17 protein-coding genes are annotated in these 21,906 nt (G+C 75.5%); 10 read left to right on the top strand and 7 right to left on the bottom strand.

Annotated features, from left to right (window positions below):
• The first annotated feature begins 25 nt into the window (after window positions 1-25).
• A complete protein-coding gene (locus tag ABD223_RS40250) occupies window positions 26-1,171 on the top strand; it encodes a glycoside hydrolase family 6 protein (protein ID WP_344043009.1) in 1,146 nt (381 codons plus the stop codon).
• Between the two features lie 266 nt (window positions 1,172-1,437).
• Here the strand turns inward: ABD223_RS40250 and ABD223_RS40245 are convergent, their stop codons facing one another.
• The gene (locus ABD223_RS40245) at window positions 1,438-1,854 is read right to left on the bottom strand and encodes a hypothetical protein (protein WP_344043007.1); all 417 of its coding nucleotides are present in this window, start codon (window positions 1,852-1,854) and stop codon (window positions 1,438-1,440) included.
• A 158-nt stretch (window positions 1,855-2,012) separates the two neighbouring features.
• Here ABD223_RS40245 and manB point away from each other — a divergent pair, with 158 nt between their 5' ends.
• Both manB and ABD223_RS40235 read left to right on the top strand, forming a co-directional pair.
• Window positions 2,013-3,089, top strand: coding sequence for a mannose-1-phosphate guanylyltransferase (manB, locus tag ABD223_RS40240; protein WP_344043005.1), 1,077 nt, complete (start codon window positions 2,013-2,015; stop codon window positions 3,087-3,089).
• An 86-nt stretch (window positions 3,090-3,175) separates the two neighbouring features.
• Window positions 3,176-4,102, top strand: a complete 927-nt coding sequence (locus ABD223_RS40235) for a DNA-3-methyladenine glycosylase family protein (protein ID WP_344043003.1) — start codon at window positions 3,176-3,178, stop codon at window positions 4,100-4,102.
• On the opposite strand, the gene ABD223_RS40230 is transcribed toward ABD223_RS40235, so the two are convergent.
• From ABD223_RS40230 to ABD223_RS40215, 4 genes are all read right to left on the bottom strand, one after another.
• Window positions 4,095-7,241: an NACHT domain-containing protein gene (locus ABD223_RS40230; RefSeq protein WP_344043001.1), complete on the bottom strand. Its 3,147-nt coding sequence runs from the start codon at window positions 7,239-7,241 to the stop codon at window positions 4,095-4,097. The two genes, ABD223_RS40235 and ABD223_RS40230, sit on opposite strands and share 8 nt — an antisense overlap.
• Before the next feature lie 64 nt (window positions 7,242-7,305).
• The gene (locus ABD223_RS40225) at window positions 7,306-8,160 is read right to left on the bottom strand and encodes a glycosyltransferase family 2 protein (protein ID WP_344042999.1); all 855 of its coding nucleotides are present in this window, start codon (window positions 8,158-8,160) and stop codon (window positions 7,306-7,308) included.
• Between the two features lie 141 nt (window positions 8,161-8,301).
• On the bottom strand, window positions 8,302-9,429 hold the full coding sequence (locus tag ABD223_RS40220; RefSeq protein ID WP_344043035.1) for a glycosyltransferase family 4 protein: 1,128 nt from the start codon (window positions 9,427-9,429) through the stop codon (window positions 8,302-8,304).
• 79 nt (window positions 9,430-9,508) lie between these two features.
• Window positions 9,509-10,543, bottom strand: a complete 1,035-nt coding sequence (locus tag ABD223_RS40215) for a glycosyltransferase family 4 protein (protein ID WP_344042997.1) — start codon at window positions 10,541-10,543, stop codon at window positions 9,509-9,511.
• Between the two features lie 20 nt (window positions 10,544-10,563).
• Here ABD223_RS40215 and ABD223_RS40210 point away from each other — a divergent pair, with 20 nt between their 5' ends.
• Genes ABD223_RS40210 through ABD223_RS40190 form a run of 5 tightly spaced genes read left to right on the top strand, consistent with a single transcriptional unit; the run spans window position 10,564 to window position 19,283 of the window.
• On the top strand, window positions 10,564-11,484 hold the full coding sequence (locus tag ABD223_RS40210) for a glycosyltransferase family 2 protein (RefSeq protein WP_344042995.1): 921 nt from the start codon (window positions 10,564-10,566) through the stop codon (window positions 11,482-11,484).
• A gap of 24 nt (window positions 11,485-11,508) precedes the next feature.
• Complete coding sequence (locus ABD223_RS40205; RefSeq protein ID WP_344042993.1) at window positions 11,509-15,294, top strand: nSTAND1 domain-containing NTPase; 3,786 nt, start codon at window positions 11,509-11,511, stop codon at window positions 15,292-15,294.
• Entirely contained in the window at window positions 15,291-15,668 is a 378-nt protein-coding gene (locus ABD223_RS40200) for a CU044_2847 family protein (protein ID WP_344042991.1), read from the top strand. Before ABD223_RS40205 ends, ABD223_RS40200 begins: the two co-directional genes overlap by 4 nt.
• A gap of 47 nt (window positions 15,669-15,715) precedes the next feature.
• The gene (locus ABD223_RS40195) at window positions 15,716-18,208 is read left to right on the top strand and encodes a glycosyltransferase (RefSeq protein ID WP_344042989.1); all 2,493 of its coding nucleotides are present in this window, start codon (window positions 15,716-15,718) and stop codon (window positions 18,206-18,208) included.
• On the top strand, window positions 18,201-19,283 hold the full coding sequence (locus ABD223_RS40190) for a glycosyltransferase family 4 protein (RefSeq protein ID WP_344042987.1): 1,083 nt from the start codon (window positions 18,201-18,203) through the stop codon (window positions 19,281-19,283). The genes ABD223_RS40195 and ABD223_RS40190 overlap by 8 nt, the downstream gene beginning before the upstream one ends.
• 61 nt (window positions 19,284-19,344) lie before the next feature.
• On the opposite strand, the gene ABD223_RS40185 is transcribed toward ABD223_RS40190, so the two are convergent.
• The gene (locus tag ABD223_RS40185; protein WP_344042985.1) at window positions 19,345-19,491 is read right to left on the bottom strand and encodes a hypothetical protein; all 147 of its coding nucleotides are present in this window, start codon (window positions 19,489-19,491) and stop codon (window positions 19,345-19,347) included.
• Between the two features lie 119 nt (window positions 19,492-19,610).
• Between ABD223_RS40185 and ABD223_RS40180 the strand changes: the two genes are divergently transcribed.
• Window positions 19,611-20,051, top strand: coding sequence for an Imm1 family immunity protein (locus ABD223_RS40180; protein ID WP_344042983.1), 441 nt, complete (start codon window positions 19,611-19,613; stop codon window positions 20,049-20,051).
• A 9-nt stretch (window positions 20,052-20,060) separates the two neighbouring features.
• Here ABD223_RS40180 and ABD223_RS40175 read toward each other — a convergent pair whose 3' ends face one another.
• Window positions 20,061-20,792, bottom strand: a complete 732-nt coding sequence (locus ABD223_RS40175; protein WP_344042981.1) for a hypothetical protein — start codon at window positions 20,790-20,792, stop codon at window positions 20,061-20,063.
• A 46-nt stretch (window positions 20,793-20,838) separates the two neighbouring features.
• On the opposite strand from ABD223_RS40175, the gene ABD223_RS40170 reads away from it, so the two are divergent.
• Complete coding sequence (locus ABD223_RS40170) at window positions 20,839-21,831, top strand: BUD32 family EKC/KEOPS complex subunit (protein ID WP_344042979.1); 993 nt, start codon at window positions 20,839-20,841, stop codon at window positions 21,829-21,831.
• Window positions 21,832-21,906 lie beyond the last annotated feature (75 nt).

Here is a 21,906-nt window from a genome sequence, read left to right as displayed (position 1 = left end):
CCCAGCGCAGTGAGGAGCTGTCGACGTGGACAAGGGAGCAAGACGGCGCCGGGCGTTGCCCGCCGCACTGGCCGCGGTGGCCCTGCTGATCGGCGGCGGTGGCGTGGCCGCCGCGGGACCCGGTCACCACCACCACCCGTCCAGGGGAACGTCGTTCTACGTGGAGCCGGACTCCAACGCGTCGCGACAGGCCGCGGCGTGGCGGGCGGAGGGCCGGGTCGCGGACGCCGAGCTGATGGAGGCGGTGGCGAAGCAGCCCACCGCCATCTGGTTCACCACGGCGGGCGCCGAGCAGGTGCGGACCCGCGTGCGGGACGTCGTGCGCGCGGCGAAGCGCAAGAACCAGGTGCCGGTGCTGGTGGCGTACTTCGTGCCCTACCGGGACTGCTCGCAGTGGTCGGCGGGCGGCGCGCTCAGCGAGCAGGAGTACCGGGAGTGGATCGACGCGTTCGCCGCCGGCATCGGCGACGACAAGGCGGTCGTGATCGTCGAACCCGACGGGCTGGCGCTGATGACCAGTGAGCCGTGGTGCGCGATCGGGCCGGACGAGGAGCTGGTGCCGCAGCGGTTCCGGGAGATCAACCACGCGGTCGACGCGCTCAAGCGCGGCAGGCGGACGAAGGTGTACCTCGACGCCGGCCACTCGGCGTGGCAGGCGCTGAACGACTACGACGCCGGGTACGGCGAGCCGCGGCAGCAGCTGGGCATCGTGAACCGGTTGTTGCGGGGTGGCGTGACGCGGGCGGACGGTTTCGCCCTGAACACGTCGAACTACCGCTACACCGCGGACCTGGTGCAGTACGGCACGCGCGTCTCCAAGTGCCTCTACCTGCGGACGCACCGCGGCGCCACCGCGTGCCCGACCGACGCCGAGCTGGACGCGCTGCGCGTGCACGAGCGGAAGATGACGCACTTCGTCCTGGACACCAGCCGCAACGGCCAGGGCCACTACACGCCGGGCGAGGGCGAGACCGACTGGTGCAACCCGCCGGACCGCGGCCTGGGCGAGCGGCCGACCGCGCGCACCCGCATCCCCCTCGTCGACGCCTTCCTGTGGATCAAGCGGCCCGGCGAGTCGGACGGCGAGTGCCAGGGCGGCCCACCGGCCGGCCAGTGGTGGCCCGAACAGGCCCTGGACCTGGCCACCCACGCCACCCCACCCCTCCGCTAACCCTCCCTTTCCCCCGGCCGGGGCGGCCTCACCCACCGCCCCGCCCACCCTCCCCACCCCGCGTGTCCGCCACTGAGGCATCGCGAGTCGTACGTTCAGGACCACCGTGTCGTACGTCCAGGACCACCGAGTTCAACGTTCGCGTCAGAACAAGACAGGTGCCGAGGGTGCCTGAATGCAGAACTCGGAGGTCGCGAACGTACGACACGGTGGGTCTGGACGTACGACTCGCGCGTTCTGGACGTACGACTCGCGGGTGGGTGGGGTCAGGTGTCGCCGTTCAGGCGTTGGGTCAGGCCCTGTTGGGGGTTGGGCGCGCCGCCGTTCAGGCGTTGGGACAGGCTCGGGCGCGCGGGTTGGACCTGTTGGACCGTGGGGATGGGGCCCGGGGCCACGCGGAGTTCCGGTTCCGAGGTGTGGGGCGCCGGGTGGGGGGAGGGCGGCTGCGAGGGGTGCGGCTGCGTGGGGGGTGACTGGGGGTGGCCTGCGGCTACGTGGGAGGCCAGGACCATGGTCGAGTCCGGGTCGGCGGTCTTCGGGTCCACGGCGTTGACCAGGCTGCGCGGGATCTGCTGGGTGGCCGACGAGTCCATCGGCGAGGTCATGTTGTCCGGCGTCACGACGTGCATGCCACGTGCACGAGCACGGGCGAGCGCCGCGTCGGCCCGAGCGCGGGGGTCCATCCGGATCTCTCCTGCGTGTGCTTGGGCCGGCGGAGACGCCGGCGTTGCCGTCGGTGGCGCCCTCACCGCGACACGGGACCACCGCCCGTGCCACCGGAGTGCTCGTGCCAGAGTATTCGCAAACCACGGGTGGAAGTAAGCGGAGGAGGAAAAACGGCATGTCGGAGCTGCAAGGCGCCGAGGCGGTGGTCCTGGTCGGGGGCAAGGGGACCCGGCTGCGGCCACTGACCTTGTCCGCCCCCAAGCCCATGCTGCCGACCGCCGGGGTGCCGTTCCTCACCCACCTGCTGTCGCGGATCGGGGAAGCGGGGATCACCCACGTCGTGCTCGGCACGTCCTACAAGGCCGAGGTCTTCGAGGAGCACTTCGGGGACGGCTCGGCGCTCGGCCTGGAGCTGGAGTACGTCGTCGAGGACGAGCCGCTGGACACGGCGGGCGCGATCCGCAACGTCGCGCACAAGCTGCGCGAACGCGACGTGATGGTGTTCAACGGCGACATCCTGTCCGGTGTGGACCTGCGCGCCGTGCTCGCCACGCACCGCGAGGCCGAGGCCGACGTCACCCTGCACCTGGTCCGGGTCGACGACCCGCGCCGGTTCGGGTGCGTGCCGACCGACGAGGACGGCCGCGTCACGGCGTTCCTGGAGAAGACCGAGAACCCGCCGACGGACCAGATCAACGCGGGCTGCTACGTGTTCCGCCGCGAGGTGATCGAGGGCATCCCCGCAGGTCGGCGCGTGTCGGTGGAGCGGGAGACGTTCCCCGGCCTGCTGGCGTCCGGTGCGCGCGTGCAGGGGCACGTCGACGCGTCGTACTGGCTGGACCTCGGCACGCCCGCCGCGTTCGTGCAGGGCTCGGCGGACCTGGTGCGCGGCGTCGCGCCGACGGCGGCGCTGGAGCTGAGGGGCGAGGCGGTGCTGCTGGAGGGCGCGTCGGTCCACGAGGACGCGGTGGTCCGGGGCGGCGCCACGATCGGCGCGGGCTGCACGGTCGCGGCCGGTGCGATGGTCGACGGCGCGGTGCTGTTCGACGGCGCGGTGGTCGGCGAGGGCGCCCGGGTGGAGCGCAGCGTGGTGGGGGCGAACGCGCTGGTCCAGGCCGGTGCGGTGGTGACCGACTCGGTGATCGGCGACGGTGCGGTGGTGGGTGCGCGGTGCGAGCTGGTCAACGGCGCGCGGGTGTGGCCGGGAGTGGTGCTGCCCGAGGCGGGGATCCGGTTCTCCGCCGATGTCTGATGGCTGATGGCAAGCGGCAGTCGGCGAGCGGTGGGCAACAGGGGCGAGCACTAGGGCGGTAGGCGGCGGGCGGTGGGTGGCGGGCGATGACGATCGATGGCGGCCGGCGAGCGACGTCGGCGGTGGTGAGCCGGACCTGGTCGCCCCCGTTCCCGCTGGACCTCGGCGTCGTGCTGCGGCCGCTGGGTCGGGGGCCCGGTGACCCGGCGTTCCGGGTCGACGGCGGGGTGTGGCTGACCGCCAACACCCCGGTCGGCCCGGGGACGCTGCACGTCCGGCGCGCGGACGCGGTCGAGGCGCGGGCGTGGGGCGAGGGCGCGGGGTGGCTGCTGGACGGGCTGCCCGCGTTGTTGGGCGCGGGGGACGACGATTCGGCGTTCGAGTGCCACCACCCGGTGGTTGAGCAGGCGCGGCGGCGGTGGCCGGGGATGCGGCTGACCGCGACCGGGCGGGTGTGGGACGCGCTGCTGCCGGCCGTGCTGGAGCAGAAGGTGACGGTGGTGGAGGCGCACCGGTCGTACCGGGAGCTGTGCCGCCGGTTCGGCACGCCCGCGCCGGGGCCGGTGGCGGACCTGGTGGTGCCGCCGACGCCGCGCGCGGTGCTGGGCATCGCGGACTGGGAGTGGCACCGGGCGGGTGTCGACGGCGCCCGGCGGCGGGCGCTGATCGCGGCGGCGCAGGTGGCGCACCGGTTGGAGGGCGCGTTCGGGCTGGGCGGGGAGGCCGGGCGGGCGCTGCTGCGGAAGGTGCCCGGCATCGGGGCGTGGACGGCGGCCGAGGTGGCGCAGCGGGCCTGGGGCGACCCGGACGCGGTGAGCTTCGGCGACTTCCACCTGGCCGGGATCGTCGGGTGGGCGCTGGTCGGTCGCGGGGTCGACGACGACGGGATGGCGGAGGTGCTGGCCCCGTACGCGCCGCAGCGGCAGCGGGCGGTGCGCTACGTCACGGCGTCGGGGTCGCGGAAGCCCCGCTTCGCGCCCCGGTTCCAGCCCCGGGACTACCGCGTCATGTGAGCTCGACCAGGTGCCCGAGGCCGATCGCGCCCATGGCCCACCCCAGGCGGGTGGCCAGGCCCCGGTCGGCCTCGGCGAGCGCGGCGAGGTCGAGCTGCCGGAGGAACGCGGGCAGGTCGCGGAAGAGCCCGACGTGCGCCCCCGGTTCGAGCCCGAGTTCGACGCAGCGGATCAGGACCTCGACGGCCTGCGCCGGGGAGGGCGAGTTCCCGAGGACCGCGTTGATCGCTCCGAAGGCGACCGCGTTGTCGCCGGCGCCCACCAGCATCCGACGGGCGCAGGCGAGCAGGTGGTCCGGTGGGGCGTTGAGCAGGGCGCCGGCCTCGACGACGTCCCTCATCAGGTCGGGGGTGGCGCAGGGATCACCGGCCATGATCTTCAGGACGGGCTCGTAGTAGAAGTGCTTCGAGCGCATGATCGATGCCTGCGCCCTGCCGAGGGCGCGGTAGGCGTCGACCCTGTCACCGGGACTGCCGGCCGCCAGGAGGGTCGTCAACAAGCGCGTCAACGACACCACCGGGCCGCCCTCCGAGGACACTGCGACCCCCGCCGCGCGGAAGTTCGACAGGAGCGGCTCCAGCCCGTCGTGCACCCAGTCGACGTCGGGTGAGCAGCGGAAGTTCCGGTAGCGGCGCAGGGCGTCCGGGGAGGTGTCGGGGAGCTCGTGGTCCCCTCCGAGGTCGCCGGGTGGCACGGGCCGGCCGCTCGCCGGTTCCACCACCACGTCGCGGTGACCGCCGGCCACGACCCGGGTCACGTCGAACTGGTGCACGAGGCTCAGCCACTCCTCGGGCTCGAACTGCGATTCCCACAACAGCGCCAAGGCCCGCCACCGCCGCACGGCGTCCTGCTCGCCCGGCAGGCCGGACGCGACGAGCCGACCCCGCACCGCCACGACCAGCACCACGAGGTTCGCCGTGCAGGCCGCGATGCGCCGCGCCGCCGGCAGGACCCGCGGTTCGTAGGCGGCGTCGACCGGGTGGCGCCGCGCCGCGTCGAGGAGGCGGACCAGCAGGCGGTGCAGCGGTTCCCGGTCCGCCTCGGCCACCCCGGCGAACAGCTCGCGCAGGAAGCCGATCACGGGGGAACGCGTGGTGAGCGGGGCGAACGACAGCAGCGGCCGCAGCCAGCCGGCCCCGTCCTCGGCCGGCCGGTAGTGGAACGACGAGGCCGCGCGCTCCCCCGCCACCGCCTCCAGCGACACCCGGTGGACCAGGCGGGCGACGAGGTACTCGCCGAACGTGGCGTGCAGGAACTCGTAGGTGTGGCGGGGCCGGCCGTCGTGCGCGGAGCGGGCCTCGTGGACGAAGAAGAACCGCCCCACGGCCAGCTGGGCGGCGCTGAGCCGGACGCGCTTGCCCGGGCCGGCGCGGGGACCGGAGGGGAACAGGGCGTCCAGGTCCTCGTCGAGGTCGGCCTCCTCGACCCACTGGGCGCCCCGGTTGAACATCGCGAAGGCGATCACCGACAGCCTGATCAGCTCCTGCTCGACCGCCCGGTCGACGTCGTGGTCGGGCGCGTCCCGGAGGTGCTTGACGACCTCGCGCCGGGCGAAGCGGGTCAGCAGCTGCTCGTAGAGCTGGGCCCGGCCGAGGGAGGCGGCGCCCCGCAGCGCGCCACCGCCCGCGTTGTGGAGGGCGAGCATGAACAGCAGCAGCGGCTGACCGGCCAGTTCCGCGTGCTGGAGCGCCACCTCGGGCGCGAGCCGCGCCCCGGGGTTGACCCGGTTCCACGTCCCCAGCCACTCGCGCACCTGCTCCTCGCCGAACGGCTCCAGCCGCAGCACCACCGCCGCGTCGGGGAACCTCGCCCGGTCGGCGACCGCGATGCGGCTGGTCACCACGACGACCGCGGCGCGCCCCTGCTCCAGCTCGCGCTGCTGGAACCGCTGGACGTCCACCAGGTAGTCCGACCTGCTCACGCCGGTGGCCTGCAACAACTCGTCGAACCCGTCCAGCAGCACCACCGGCACGGCGGGCGCGGCGGCGCGGGCCAGGGCGGGCCAGTCCCACCGTTCCCCGGTGGTGGCCCGGACCGCGTGCTCGACCTGCTCCTGGAGGTCGGACTCGGCGGGCACGTCGCGCAGCACGACCCGGATCGGCAGGAAGTCGCCGGGCAGCTGCGCGGCCAGGACCTTGGTCAGCAGCGACTTGCCCGCGCCCGGCTGGCCGAGCACCACCAGCGGCGCGCGGGTCGCCCGGGAGGAGGTGAGGTGCCCGGCGAGGTAGTCGTCCAGGTCCGACCGGGTCGGCACCCCGGCCCACCAGCCCTCCCGGCCGGCGTCGCCGTCCCGCCCGGCCTCGGCGACCCGGAACAGGGGCGCCACGTACGCCTGCTCCAGCGTCGGCGCGACCAGCCCGGCGGGCAGGTCGCCGTCCACGACCGGCTGCCGGAGCGCGGGGCGGTAGCCGTTCGCCAGGGCGTCCCGGTGCGCGTCGGGCAGCAGCCGGGCCGCGATCCGCTCCAGCAGCTCCCGCATCCCGCCCAGGGCGGTCCGGGTCGCGGCGTGCTCGACGCCGCTGGTCCACACGCCGAACTCGGGGCAGTCGAGCGCCAGGCGGCGGTAGTGCGCCCGGTAGCGCTCCAGCGCCCTGCCCGGCACGTCGGGCAGCGCGACCTCGCCGAACCCGTCGAACCCCTCGAACCCCGCCAGGAACCCGAGGTACTCCCCGGTCATGTGCGCGTAGTACGAGGACAGGTCCTCGGCGACCTGCTCGGGCGGCGATTCGGGGCCGGGCAGCGGCAGCCCGGTCCCCAGCAGGGTGGTCAGGAGGTCCGACCAGCGGTCCGACCCCGCCCACGACGACGTGGCCAGCGCCGCCTGCCCGGCCCGGCTGAACCGGGGCTTGAACGGCAGCTCCGCCTCGTCCAGGGCCTCGAACAGCGCCGTGACCACGATGACGCCGTGCGCCGCCTCCAGCAGCCGCGTCCGGTCGACCCGGTGCAGGCCGGTGACGCGCTCGCGCACCGACGCCAGCAGCTGCCTGCCCACCCTCACCACCTCGGTGCGGGCGTCGAGCAGGTCGATCCCGCCCGCGGCCGTCACGACGCCGGCCGAGGCGTGGTCGAGGAACTTCAGCAGCGCGGTGTCGCCGCCCAGCAGCTTGACCGCGTCCGCGTAGGAGAAGGAGCGGCGCACCGGGACATCATCCGGACCGCAGCCGGTGAGGACGGCCGCGGCGGGAGGAGACCGCCCGAACGGCTCAGCGGCGCGTCATGACCTTCAGCCGCAGCCCCAGCCCGGTCCGCACCGCCAGCCTCAGCGGCGCCCAGGCCACCCCCGCGTGCCGGTCGGCCAGGTAGCGGTAGGCGCTGGAGTGGTGGGCGGCCAGCATCCGGGCCGAGGCGTTCCGGGTGGAGTGGCCGCCGATGTGCACGACCTCCGCGTCCGGCACGTACACGTTCAGCCAGCCCGCGCGGCCGAGGCGGTCGCCCAGGTCCACGTCCTCGAAGTACATGAAGTAGCGGGGGTCGAAGCCCTCCACCGAGTCGAACGCCTCGCGGCGCATCAGCAGGCACGAGCCCGACAGCCAGCCCGCGGTGCGCTCCTCGACGGACGCCGTCTCCTGCCGGTACGCCTGCGTCCAGGGGTTGCCCGACCAGACGGGGCCCAGCACGGCGTGGCCCAGGCCGCGCCCGAGGGCCGGCAGGAGGCGCGCGGACGGGTACACCGCGCCGGACGGCTCGCGGATCAGCGGGCCGAACGCGCCGCCGCGCGGCCACCGCTTGGCCGCCTCCAGCAGCTTGTCCAGGCTGCTCTCGCCCCACGACAGGTCGGGGTTGGCCACCACGACCCACCCCACGTCGTCGGGCAGGGAGGCCACGCCGCGGTTGGCCGCCGCGCCGTAGCCGAGGTTGCCGCCGGTCGGCAGGAACGTCACGTGGTCGTGCGCCTCGGCGGCGCGCTCGGGCACGCCGTCGGTGGACCCGTTGTCCGCCAGCACCACCGACACCGGCCGGGTCGTGGCCGTGGCGAGGGTGGACAGGAAGGTCTCCAGGGTTTCACCGGGCGAGTAGGTGACGGTCACGACCGCCAGCCCGTCTCCGTAGCGCGTCACGCGGGCCACCCTAGTGGTGGTGGACGTGGGACGTGACCGCGTGCCCCTCTCCGCAGGACGCGGCGGCGGTGCGCGCGGCGGCGGTTCAGCGGCGACGGTGCACGTGGCGGTGGTTCAGCGGCGGCAGTTCGCAGCGGCGGTTCAGCGGCGGCGGTGCACGCGCACCGCGCGCTCGTAGGCCTGCCGGTGCCGGACCGCCGACGTGGCCCACGAGAAGTCCTTGGCCCTCACCAGGGCCGCCGCGGCCAGCGCGTCCCGCCGGGCCGGGTCGTCCAGCAGGTCGCCCAGGGCCGCCGCGATGTCACCCGCGCCGACCCCGCAGTACGCCACCGCGTCGCCACCCACCTCGGGCAGCGACAGCCGCCGCGTGGTCAGCACCGCCGCGCCGCACGCCATGGCCTCCAGCACCGGCAGCCCGAACCCCTCGCCCAGCGACGGGTAGGCCACCAGCTCGGCGCCGCCCAGGAAACCGGCCAGCGACGTGAACGGCAGGTAGCCCGCCCGGATCACGCGGACCCGGTGCGGCACCGCGTCCAGCGCCCGCTCGACCTGGCTGTCCCAGCCCGGCTGCCCGGCCAGCACCAGCGCCGGCGGGTTCGCCCGGCCCCGGCACGCCTGCGCGAACCCGCGGACCAGCGCGGGCACGTTCTTGCGCGGCTCCAGCGCGCCCAGGAACGCCACGTACGGCGCGTCGCCCAGCGACAGCAGCCGCCGCACGTCCGCCACCTCCGCCGTCGTCGGCGGGTGGAACCGCTCGGTCTCCACGCCGTGCTGGGCGATGTGCAGGGCCTGCCGGTCCGCGCCCGCCACGCGCGCCAGCTCGTCCGCGGTCGCCCGCGACGGCACGACGCACAGCTCCGCGCGGCGCAGCGAGGCCCGCGTCCAGGCCCGGAAGAACCTCGCCTTCACCGACGAGTGCAGCGCCGGGTCGGTGAAGAAGGTCGCGTCGTGCAGCGTCACCACCGACGCCGTCCGGTTCGCCAGCGGCACGGTGTAGTGCGGCGAGTGCACCACGTCGACGCCCAGCCGGGCCGCCAGGCGCGGCAGCGTGGTCTGCTCCCAGGTCAGCCGGGCGGTGCGGGTGGCGACGGCCTCGGTCGCGGCGACGACCCGCGAGTTCGGGGCCAGCGCGCCGTACAGCTCGGCGTCGCGGGGCTGGCACACCACGCCGAGCCGGGCGCCGTCCGCGTCCAGCGCGGCCACCAGGGAATCCACGTACCGACCGACACCACCGCGGTCGGTCGGGACGGCGGTGGCGTCGATCAGCACGCTGGGCTCGGCGGGCGACACGCGGTGAAGGGTACGACCGGTGGTCGGCAGGTGGCCCCGAAATGGGGCAAACGGTTGCTTACCCAAACAGCGCCAAATGGACCCGCCACACCGACTGGGCTGCGTTTTGCCAGGTGAAGGACTCCGCTCGGGCAAGACCGGACGTGATCAGCCTCTCGCCGCGCGCCGGGTCCGACAGCACCGAGCGCAACCCGGCCACCAGCGCCGCCCGGTCGCCGCGCGGCACCGCGACGCCCGCGCCGCCCGCCACCTCGACCAGCGCCGGCGCGTCGGAGTGCACCACCGGCACCCCCGCCGCCATCGCCTCCACCACCGGCAGGCCGAACCCCTCGGCCAGGCTCGGCGCGGCCAGCACCGCCGCCCGCCGCAGGACGAACGCGAGCCGCGCGTCGCTCACCCGGCCCAGCAGCGTCACGTGCGGCGCCCGCAGGTCCACCCCGCCCCAGCCCGGCGGTCCGACGACGACCAGCGGCACGCCCAGCTCGGCGGTCGCGGCGACCAGCAGGTCGAACCCCTTGCGCGGCTCGACCGTGCCGACGGCCAACACGTACCGCGGCGGGAGGTCGACCGGGTCCTCCTCGGGGAACGCCGTCACGCCGTTGGGCACGACGTGCACCGGCGCGGGTCCGGGCGCGTGCCGGCGCAGCTCGTCCGCCACCACCGACGTGGGCGCCACGACCCCCGCCGCCCTCGCGGTCGCGCGCCCGATCACGCGCCGGTGCCACGCCGCGCCGCGCGGCGTCAGCGTCTCCGGGTGGGTCCACGGCACGGTGTCGTGCACGGTCACCACGACCCGGCCGCGCGGCGGCGCGAGCGGCGTGCAGGCGTGCACCGAGTCGCCGCCCGGCCAGTACGGCACGCCCCGCTCCCACGCCGCGATCAGCGCCCGCCGCGGCAGCGGGAGCACCCGCGGGCCCCCGACACCGGGCACGACGGCCGCCGAGACGTCCGCGTGCCTGCTCACCGCCCCGGTCACGGTCCACCCGGCGGGCGCGGTGCGGGCCAGCGCGGCGGCCAGCTCGCGCGTGTACCGGCCCGTGCCCCCCGGCACGGGGGCCAGCAACTGCTCGGTCAGCACGACGAGGTTCGGCACGTCGCGTACCGTCTCACGCCGTGTCGAACCCGCGGACGACGGTGGTCGTGGTGACGTGGCGAGGCCGCGAGCACATCACCGCGTGCCTGGACGCCCTGGCCCGTCAACGTCCACACCGGACACTCGTGGTGGACAACGCCTCCGACGACGGCACGGCCGACCTGCTGGCCGCCCACCCGGGCCGCCCGGAGGTCCTGCGCCTGCCGGCCAACCGCGGTTACGCGGGCGGCCTGGCCGCGGCGCTGCCGCGCGTGACCACCGAGTACGTGGCCTGGCTCAACGACGACGCCGCGCCCGACGAGGGCTGGCTGGCGGCCCTGGAGGACGCCCTGGACGCCGCGCCGGGCGCGGCCGCCGCGACCTCGACGATGCTGCTGGACGACGGCTCGACCCAGTCGGCGGGCGTCCGCCTCACCGCCGACGGCCACGGCGCGGACCTGGTGCGCGCGGACCGCGGCGTGTTCGGGTTCTGCGGCGGCGCGGCCCTGGTGCGGACGGGCGCGCTGCGCGGCGCGGGCGGCGTCCCGGAGAGCTTCTTCTGCTACTACGAGGACACCGACACGGCCTGGCGGCTGCGCCTGAACGGCCACGACGTGCTGTCCGTCGCCCCGGCGCGGGTCCGCCACCGGCACGGCGCGAGCACCCGGCCCGGCTCCCGGCCGTTCCACCGGTGGAACGAGCGCAACCGCCTGCTGATGCTGCTGCGCTGCGCCCCGGCGGCCGTGGCGGTGCGCGAGCTGGCCAGGTTCGCCGCGATCACGGTCCTGCTGCCGCTGCGCCGGAGCCGCCCGGACGCGGAGAACTTCCGGGTGCCCCTGCGCGCCCGGGTGCTGGCCGAAACACTGCTGCGGCTGCCGGCGACAGGGGTGCAGCGGGTGCGGATCGGCCGGCGCGCGTCGGTGGCCCGGCGCGACGTGTGGCGGGAGTGGGCGGGCCGTTAGGGGGCCGGCCGTTAGGGGGCTGGGGTGGTCGAACGGGCGTTGCTGCGGGTGCTCCACGACGGCGAACCCGTCGGCATGGGCTTCCTCGTCGGCCACGACCTGGCCCTGACCTGCGCGCACGTCGTGACGTCCGACGAGTTCGAGGTCGACTTCCCGATCGCGGGCGGCACGGCGCGGGCCCGCGTGGTGCACCGCGCCGAGGGCGTCGACCTGGTGGGCCTGGAGCTGGACCGCACGCCGGAGGGGGCGAGGGCGGTGCACGTGGTGGCCGTGGACGACGTCCGCGACCACCGGGTGCGCACGCTGGGCGTGCCGGACGGCCGCCCCCACGGCCTGTGGTCGCGGGGCGTGGTGCGGGGCGCGATCGGCGGCGGGCGGCTCCACGTCGAGGACGACGCCGCGCACGGCGTGCCGATGCTGCGGGGGTTCAGCGGCGGCCCGGTGATCGACGACGACCTGGGCGCGGTCATCGGCATGGTCGTCGAGGTCGACGCGCTCCAGGGGCAGCGCATCGGCTACGCCCTGTCCGGCGCGACCCTGCACGACGCGTGGCCCGCGCTGGCCACCGGCCGGCCGAACCCGTTCCGCGGCCTGGAGCCGTTCCGGCCGGAGGACGCCGAGGTCTTCTTCGGCCGCGCGCGACAGGCCGTGGACCTGCGGGAACAGCTCGACCTCGACGGCGTCCTGGTGGTCACCGGACCGTCCGGCTGCGGCAAGTCGTCGCTGGTCCTGGCCGGGCTGTTACCCGGGCTGGGCGAGCACGCGGTGGTCCGGCCCGCCGCCGGCGGCTCGCCCTGGAGCGCCCTGGCCACCGCCCTGGGCGTCGACGAGGTCCCACCCGACCGGGTCGAGGACGTGGTCGCCCGCCGCGCCGCCCGCGCCGACCCGCGCCGCTTCACGCTCGTGGTCGACCAGTTCGACGAGGCCCTGGCCCGCTTCCCCGAGGCGTCGGCCGACCTGCTGGCCGCGCTGCTGGACGTGGCCGAGGCCCACCACCGCGCCCCGCGCGTCGACCTGGTGGTCACCACCACCGGCGGCCCGCTGGACCACCTGCTGGCCGATCCCCGCCTCGGGCCCCGGCTGGCCCGCCGCACCGCCACCCTGGGCACGCCCGACCCGGACGAGCTGCGCGAGGTCGTCGAGGGACCGCTCCGGCCGCCCGGCACGCCCGTCCTCGAACCGGGCCTGGTCGACGTGCTGCTGGCGGACGTCGGGCGCAACCCGCTGCCGCTGCTGGAGTTCACGCTCACGCTGCTGTGGGAGCGGCAGGAGCGCGGTGTGCTGACCCACGCCGCGTACCGGGAGCTGGGCGGGGTCGGCGGCGCGGTGTCGACCTACGCGGAGCGGGTGTGGCGGCGGTTCGACCCCGAGGAGGTGCGGCGGGCGCTGGTCCAGCTGGTCAGCCCGCTGCCGGACGGCGGGTTCGTGCGGCGGGTGGCGCCGGCGGGGCAGGTGGGCCCCCTCGCGGCGGAGCTGGCCCGCACCCGGCTGGTGACGCTCGGCCCGGACGGCGTCGAGCTGGCCCACGAGGCGCTGGTCCGGCACTGGGACCGGCTGCGGGACTGGGTGGAGGAGGCCCGCGCGTTCCGGCTGTGGCAGGACGAGCTGGACCGGCAGGCCGCCCGGTGGGAGGAGACCCGGGAGCGCGGCCTGCTGCCGCGCGGCAAGGACCTGCGGCGGGCGCGGCGACAGGCGCACGAGCTGACCGAGCGGCAGCGGCGGTTCGTCGGCGCCGGGACCCGGGGCCTGGTCAGGCGGGTCGGCGTGCGGACCGCGGTGGTGGTCCTGGTGGTGGGCCTGGTCGCCTCGCTCGGCTACCTGGTCCCCCGGTTCGCCGGGCAGCGCGACGAGGCCGGGGCGAACAGCGCGGCGGACGTCCTGGCCGGTCGCGACGCCGCGGTCACGCCCTTCGCGGAGCGGTTGGACAACACCCTCCGGGCCCAGCTCACCGCCGACCGGCTGGACACCAGGGAGGACCTGTACGTCCTGTCCCGCGCGCTGCGCCACGCCGAGGTGGTGCTCCCGGGGTTCGCCACGCCCAACCCCGGGGGGAACCGCGTCCTCCTGTCCGGGAACGGCGGGACGGCCGAGCTGCTGGACCTGACGACCTCGCCGCCGACGCGGGTGGCCGTGCCCGACGTGGACTCGATCGTCACGTGGGTGGGCGACGACGTCTTCGCCGAGCGGACCCCGGACTCGATCCGGCTCCGCAGCGGGCGGACCGGCCACGTCCTGCGCGTCCTCGGCGCTCGGGCCCGGACCGTCCTGGCCGACCCCACCGGCCGGTGGCTCGCCCACACCGACGGCGGGCCGGAGGTGCGCGTGGTCGACCTGGCGTCGGGGGCCGGGACCACCCTGACCGCGCCCGGCGACCAGGTGAGGCCGGTGGACCTCCTGCCGACGGGCGAGGTGCTGTTCCACAACGGGAGCGGGTACGGGGTGCTGTCCGCCACCGGCGCCCGCGACCTGCCCGACGCCGAGATCGGGGTCGTCGCGGCCTGGTCCGAGCCGGTGGCCTTCCGGTGCGACCGGGAGACCTGGTCCGCGCTGGGCGCGTCCACCGGGCTGGAGCTGGCGCGCGTGCCCACCGCGGGCACCCCGTGCCACGACTCCGCGACGCCGGTCCTCAGCGCCGACGGACGGGCTTGGGCGGTCAGGGGGGCGACCGGGTCGGCAGGGTCCGAGCTGGTGTTGTTCGGTGTCGTCGGCGGGGACGACGCGCTGGGCGCGCTCATCCCCGACAACGGCACGATCGAGGCGGTCGCGCTGGAGCCTTCCGGCGCGTACCGGCTCCTGGTGGGGTACCCGGACGCGTCGCTGGTCTTCCGGGCGCCGCCACCGGACGCGCTGGACCGGTCGATCCGGCAGGCCGGTCGCGTCCGGGCCACCCCGGACGGCGCGCACGTCCTGACCAGCGAGCCGAACGGCCGCATCGAGGTGTGGCGGACCGCGGACCGCACGCTCGTCGCGCACCTGGACGGGGGCGACTCCCGGTACCGCACCGGCTACGGGGGACCGGGCCTCCTCGTCTCACCGGATTCGAGGACCCTCCTCGTGAACAGCCCGGCGAACCTCGTGGTGCGGAACCTGCCCGACCTCGCGCTGCTCGCGGACCTGGGCTCCGGGACCGGGGACGCGTCGTTCCTCGACGGGGACCGCGTGGTGGTGTGGCGCGACACCGCCCTGCACGTCCTGGCGGCGCGGTCCGGGCTGCCGCTCGGGCCGCCCTTCGAGCTGGAGCACTCCCCGGACTCCGTCGCGGCCGCCGGCGACGTGCTGCTCGTGGTCGCCTCCGCCTACCGCCTCCTCCGCCGCTCGGTCTCCGGTGGTCGGGAGATCGGCTCCGCGATCGCGTTCAGCGACGAGTTCACCTCGGTGGGCGGACTGGCGGTGCACCGGGGCGGCGAGGTGGCCGCGGTGGTCCACGACGGCGTCGTGCGGGTGTTCGACCTGGTGCGCGGTGAGCAGGTCGGCACCTTCCCGGTGCCGACGGACTCGGACGTGGACCGTTTGCGGTTCCGCGACGACCCCGACGAGCTGGAGATCACCCTGACCGGCCCGAACGGGGTCGGGATCACGCAGCTGTGGCGGCTCCGCGCGTGGTGGGGCGACGCGCCGGTCGAGAACCTGGGCGGGCCGGTCGAGCCCGTGGTCGTCGCGGACGACCACCCGAGGAGCCTGGAGCCCGGCGACCCGCGGGCGTGGCGCGCGCGGATCTGCGCCCTCGTGGGGCGCAGCGGGCTGGAGCTGGACCCCGGCGAACCGCCGACCGGGGCTTTCGAAGGTGACGTCTGCGGAGGAGCGAAGTGACCGAGTACGTCGAGGTGCGCACCGAGGACGGCGAGCTGGTGCCGTTCGAGACCGACGGGTACGACGGCCCCGTGCGGGCCGGCCGGAACTGGGACCGGGTCCAGGAGACCCTGGAGCAGGGCGTCGAGCGGGCCAGGCACGTCGCCCGCGCGGTGGCCGCGCGGGTCGCCGACATGCCACCGCCCCGGCCCGACCGGGTGGCCGTGGAGATCGGGCTCAAAGCGGGCCTGAGCGGCGCGTTCGGCATCGCCAAGTCGTCCACCGAGGCGCACATCAAGATCACCGTCGAGTGGTCCCGGGACACCGCGCCCACCCCCGCGCCGCCGGAGGACGGCGAGTCGAAGCCCGCCGAGGACGGGGTTACCGAGGCGTAGGCCACGGTGACGCCCCGCTGCGGAGCGTGATGAGGCAGAGTTAGCGCGTGGAGCGAGCGAGCCTGCCCGACGTGTCGGTGGTCGTGGTCAACTACCGCGGGGCCGAGGACACCAAGACGTGCCTGCGCGCCCTGTACGGGGAGCTGGACTACCCGGTCGACAAGCTCCAGGTGGTGGTGGTCGACAACGCCTCGGGCGACGGGGGCGCCGACGCGATCCGGGCGGCCGAGCCGCGGGCGGACGTCGTCGAGGCGCCGGCCAACCTCGGGTTCGCCGGCGGCTGCAACCTCGGCGTCGAGCACGCCCGGGGCGCCGTCGTCGCGTTCCTCAACAACGACGCCAGACCCCACCGGGACTGGCTGCGCGCGGCCGTGCGGGTGCTGCTCGACGAGCCCTCCGTCGGCGCGGTGGCGAGCAAGGTGCTCGACTGGGAGGGCCGGGCGGTCGACTTCGTTGACGGCGGCCTCACCTGGTTCGGCATGGGCTACAAGCGGCACGCCGGGCAGCCCGACGACGGCAGCCACGACGCGCCGCGCGACGTGCTGTTCGGCACCGGCTCGGCCCTGGTGGCACGGGCCTCGGTGTTCCGCGAGCTGGGCGGGTTCGACGAGCGGTTCTTCATGTTCTACGAGGACGTCGACCTCGGCTGGCGGATGAACCTGCGCGGCTGGCGCGTCCGCTACGAGCCGACCTCCCTGACGTTCCACAAGCACCACGCGTCGATGTCCGAAGTGGACAGCAGCCGTGAGCTGTACCTGTTGGAGCGCAACGCCCTGGCCGCGCTCTACAAGAACTTCTCCGACGAGACGCTGGCGCGCGTGCTGCCCGCCGCGCTGGCCCTGGCAGTCCGCCGGGCCACCGCGCGCGGCGAGCTGGACCCGACCCAGCTGGAGATCACCCGCCGACCGGCCGACCCGGCGGACGACCTCGCGCCCGTGCCCGTGCCGCGGCAGGCGCTGGCCGGGTTCCTGGCCGTCGACCGGTTCGTGGAGCTGCTGCCGTCGCTGGCCGCGTCCCGCCAGGTGGAGCAGGCCGCGCGCCGGGTGACGGACGCGGACCTCGTGCCGCTCATGCGCAAGGCGCTGGAGCCCGCGTACCCGCTGCCCCGTTACCTGGCCGCGCACGACGTGCTGGTGGACGTGTTCGGGCTGGACGAGGTGTTCGGCAGGCCCCGCAAGGTGCTGGTGCTCACCGGCGACGTGATCTCCGCGCGGATGGCGGGGCCGGCGATCCGGGCGTGGCACATGGCCGACGTGCTGTCGGCCGAGCACGAGGTGCGGCTGGTCACGGTCAACCCGGTGTGCGACCCGCCCGACGCGCCGTTCGGCGTGCTCCGCGTGGCGCGCCGCGACCTGGAGCCGCAGGTCGACTGGGCGGACGTGGTGGTCCTCCAGGGCCACGCGCTGGAGTTCGCGCCGAAGCTCAAGGAGCCGGGTTCCACCAAGGTCGTCGTCTGCGACGTCTACGACCCGATGCACCTGGAGCTGCTGGAGCAGAGCCGCGACGACACCGACGAGAAGCGCGCCGCCGACCTGACCGCCGTCACCAGGGTGCTCAACAACCAGCTCGTGCGCGGCGACTTCTTCCTGTGCGCGTCCGAGCGGCAGCGGCACTTCTGGCTCGGCCACCTGGCCGCGCTCGGCCGGCTCACGCCGTCGCTGTACGACCACGACCGGACCACGCGGTCGCTGATCGCGGAGGTCCCGTTCGGGCTGTCGGCCAAGCCGCCGCACCGCACCGGGCCCGGCCTGCGGGAGACCCTGGGCCTGCCCGCGTCGGACAAGGTGGTGCTGTGGGCGGGCGGCGTCTACAGCTGGTTCGACCCGTTGACGCTGGTGCGCGCGGTGGACCGGCTGCGGGGCCGCCGGTCGGACGTGCGGCTGGTGTTCCTCGGCATGAAGCACCCCAACCCCGAGGTGCCCGACATGGACGTCGCCGGGCAGACGCGGTCGCTGGCCCAGCGGCTCGACCTGGTCGGGTCGCACGTGTTCTTCAACGAGACGTGGGTGCCCTACCAGGACCGGCAGAACTGGCTGCTGGACGCGGACGCGGGCGTGACCACGCACTACGAGCACGTGGAGACGACGTTCGCGTTCCGGACCCGCGTGCTCGACTACCTGTGGGCCGGGCTGCCGATCGTGACCACGGACGGCGACTCGTTCGCCGACCTGGTGCGGCGCGAGGGCCTGGGCGTGGTGGTGCCCTCGGAGGACCCGGGCGCGCTGGCCGACGCGCTGGAGAAGGCGCTGTACGACGAGGAGTTCGCGGCGGCCTGCGCCGAGCGGATCGCCGTGGTGCGGGAGCGGTTCACGTGGGAGAACGTGCTCGCGCCGCTGGTCGACTTCTGCCGCAACCCCCGGCCCGCCGCCGACCGGCTGCCCGGGTCGTCGCCCCTGGTCCGGAACCGGCCCCTGGCCAAGAAGGACAGGGTGCTGCGCGACGTGCGGCTGGTGAAGGAGTACCTGGACGCGGGCGGTCCGGGCGAGGTGGCGCGCCGGGCGACCGGGCGCGTGCTGAAGAAGTTGCGCGGCCATGGCTAGGCCCCTCAAGGTGCTGATCGACGGCACACCCCTGCTCGGGCACCGGACCGGCATCGGCCGCTACACCGCGGCGCTGGCCGAGGAGCTGGCGTCGATGCCGTCGGTGCAGGTGAGGGCGGTCGCGTTCACCCTGCGCGGTTGGCGGGGGCTGCGGACCGTGCTGCCGCACGACGTGGTGGCGCGAGGGCTGCCGGTGGCGGCGCGGCTGCTGCGGCAGCTGTGGTTGCGGGCGCCGTTCCCGCCGGTGGAGTTCCTGGCCGGGACGACCGACGTGATGCACGGGACGAACTTCGTGCTGCCGCCCGCGCTGCGGGCCGGCGGCGTGGTCACGGTGCACGACCTGGCGTTCCTCGACGCGCCCGGCGACCTGCCGCCGTCCGACCGGCGGCTGCCGGAGCTGGTGCAGAGGTCCGCGTCCCGGGCCGACGTCGTGTGCACGCCGACCCGCGCGGTGGCGTCGGTGGTGGCGGAGCGGCTGGGCGTGGACCCGGGCAAGATCGTGGTGACCCCGCTGGGCGTGGACCCGGCGTGGTTCGCGGCGCGCCCGCCGTCCGCGTCGTTGCGGGGCCGGTTGGGCCTGCCGTCGGAGTACCTGCTGTTCGTGGGGGCGGGCGGGCCGCGCAAGGGGCTGGGGACGCTGGTGGCGGCCCACTCGTCACGGCCCGCCCTGCCGCCGCTGGTGCTGGCGGGACCGGGCGTCACGTCGGCCGACGACCGGGTGCTGCGCACCGGGTACCTGAGCGACGTGGACCTGCGGAGCGTGGTGGCCGGCGCGGCGGCGCTGGTGCTGCCGTCGCGGGACGAGGGCTTCGGGCTGCCGGTGCTGGAGGCGTTGGCGTGCAACGTGCCGGTGGTGTGCACGGACGTGCCGGCGCTGCGCGAGGTGGCCGACGGGCACGCGACGCACGTGCCGGTGGGCGACGTCGAGGCGCTGGCGCAGGCCATGGCGGACGCGGTGGAGACGACCGCGACGCCGGCCGACCAGGCGGCGCGCCGGGCCCACGCGTCCGGGTTCACGTGGCGCAGGACGGCGGAGAAGACGGTCGAGGCCTACCGGATCGCGGCGAGGCGCTGACGGCGGCCCGGTGACGGCGGGGCGCTGACGGGTGCCCGCTGATGGGGGCCGGCGACGGGCCCTACGACCCCCGCGGCTCGCGCCGGGGCTCCTTCACCACGTTCCAGGACACCTGCCGCGACCCGGTCACGGCGCACACGCGACGCAGGAACCGGCGGCGCTCGCTGTCGGAGCGGGACGCGGTCGCACCTGGCGAGGGCTCGGCCATGCGGCACAGGATCACGTATTCGTTGAAGATAAAACCAGCCCCGTGCGGCACTCCTACCCCAACGGCCCAACACCACCCTCAAGTGGTCACGCACCGCAGCCGCTGCCATGATGCCGCCCATGAATTTCACGGCCGTGTGGCCGATCTCCGACCCGAGCGACTCCGACGCCGCGGACAGCCTGGGCGTGGGCACGCCCGAGGACGTCGACGCGCTGCTGGCGCGCCTCGCCGAACCCGGCGCCGGCCCGGCGACGCTCGAACACGCCGAACGCGACCTCATCACCGACACCGAGGGCCTGCTCGGCGCGCCGGGTGACACCAGGATCCCCGACCACGACGTGGTCACCGCCGTCCACGGCGGCTACGGCTACCTCACCTACGCCGACCCGGAGCACGACTACGCCGTGCTGAGAGGCCGGGCCGACTCGCCCGCGCACCACACCGAGCACGTCGACTACCCGGCGGGCTCGGGCGTTCCGGTCGGGGAACTGGCCGCCGCGCTGAAGGACTTCCTCGCCACCGGCGAGCGGCCCACCGCCGTGGAGTGGCGCGAGGTCTGACCCCGGGCCTCAGGTGGAGTGGCGCACCCACACGTTCGGCTCGACGTACACGGCGTGGTCGTGCCCGACCGACACGTGCACGGGTGCCAGCGCACCCGGCACCACCACCGGCCCGTCGCGGTCGAACGGCAGCCCGGTCCACCCCCGCCACCGCTCCAGCGGCGCGGCCACGGTCGACGAGCACGGGGCCACCCCCTCGACCCGGCCACCCGCCCGCACGTGCGTCCGCAGCCACCGGTCCGCGGGCAACCCGTCCGCCCGCACCCGCCCCGCGTACTCCGCCATCGGCACCTCGGGCTCCGCGGCCTTGTCCGGCGGCCGCAACGGCACCAGCAGCGACGCCAGCCCGGCCGCCCGGACCGCCGACCTCATCGCGCCCAGCACGACCGACGACAGGCCGCGCCCCGCCCGGGAGGGGTGCACCGCGATCTCCAACGCGCACGCCACGTCGCACACCACCCCGTCGAGCGCGTCCTCCGCCGCCCACGTGGCCGCCTCGTCCCACCCCGACGGGAGCGGGCCGCGGGCGGTCGAGAGCGGCACCGCGATCCCCCGCGCCACCGGCCGGCCGCCCTCCAGCGCCGCCACCACCAGGTGCGGCCACCGCTCGACCACCCGCCGGCCCCGGACCAGCAGCGACGCCAGGTTGCCGCGCATGAACGCGGGCGAGCCGGCCGGGTAGGGGATGTCGTAGGTCGCCGACGCCAGGTCGGGGCGCTCGGCCAGGGTCGCGGTGTCCATCGGTGGACCACGGTACGGCCCGGCCGCCGACGGGCATGATCGGAGCATGACCACCGACCGGCGCGCCCGCCACGACGAGCTCTCCGCCGCCCTCTCCTCGTACGACGACGACGCGCTCGCCGCGCTCGTGGCGGCGGAGGAGACCGTCGGCGTGGGCGGCGGCTCGGCGGTGCTCGACGTCGGCGGCCTGCCGGTGTTCGTCAAGCGGGTCCCGCTGACCGACCTGGAGCTGTCGCACCCCCGCTCCACCGCGAACCTGTTCGACCTGCCGGTGTTCTGCCAGTACGGCGTCGCCGGCCCCGGGTTCAACGCCTGGCGCGAGCTGGCCGCCAACGAGGTCGTCACCGACGCGGTCCTGGCCGGCGAGGCGGAGTCGTTCCCGCTGCTCCACCACTGGCGGGTGCTGCCCGGCCGGCCGCCCGTCGCGGACGAGCACGCCGACGTCGACGCGGCCGTCGCCGCGCTCGACGGCCACCCGGCCGTGCGCGCCCGCTTCGAGGCCCTGGCCGCCGCGACGCGCAGCCTCGTGCTGTTCTCCGAGCACCTGCCCCGCCCGGCGGTCGACTGGCTGGGCGAGGACCCGGCGGGCAAGGCCGAGGTGGTCGAGGAGCAGCTGTCGCACATCGTGGCCGCCCTGCGCCGCCGCGAGCTGCTGCACCTCGACGGGCACCTCGGCAACCTGCGCAGCGACGGCGAACGGCTCTACCTCACCGACTTCGGGCTGGCCACGTCACCGCGCTTCGACCTGTCGGCCGACGAGCGCGCCTTCGTGCGGCGCAACGCCACCCACGACGCGGGCTACGCCTCCATGCGGCTGGTCAACTGGCTGGTGACCTCGGTGTGCGGCGTGCCGGCCGAGAGCGTGCCCGTGGCCCGCAACGAGTACGTGCGCCGGTGCGCCGCCGGTGAGGTCCCGGGCGACGTGCCGCCGGCCGTGGCCGCGGTCCTGGCCCGGCACGCGCCCGACGCGGCGCGGCTGAACGCCTTCTACTGGCGGCTGTTCGACGGCGACGTGCGCGCGGAGTACCCGCTCCCGTGACGCGCCGGCCCCGGGTTCGCCACCGGGTGGCCGAACCTCACGCCGCGCGGGCCGAAGTCCTCGCCCGGCGACTTG

This window comes from Saccharothrix xinjiangensis (assembly GCF_039527585.1).
In the GTDB taxonomy this organism is placed as follows: Bacteria; Actinomycetota; Actinomycetes; order Mycobacteriales; family Pseudonocardiaceae; genus Actinosynnema; species Actinosynnema xinjiangensis.
The sequence above is the reverse complement of the archived record's forward strand: the minus strand, read 5'-3'. Positions and strand labels throughout refer to the sequence as shown.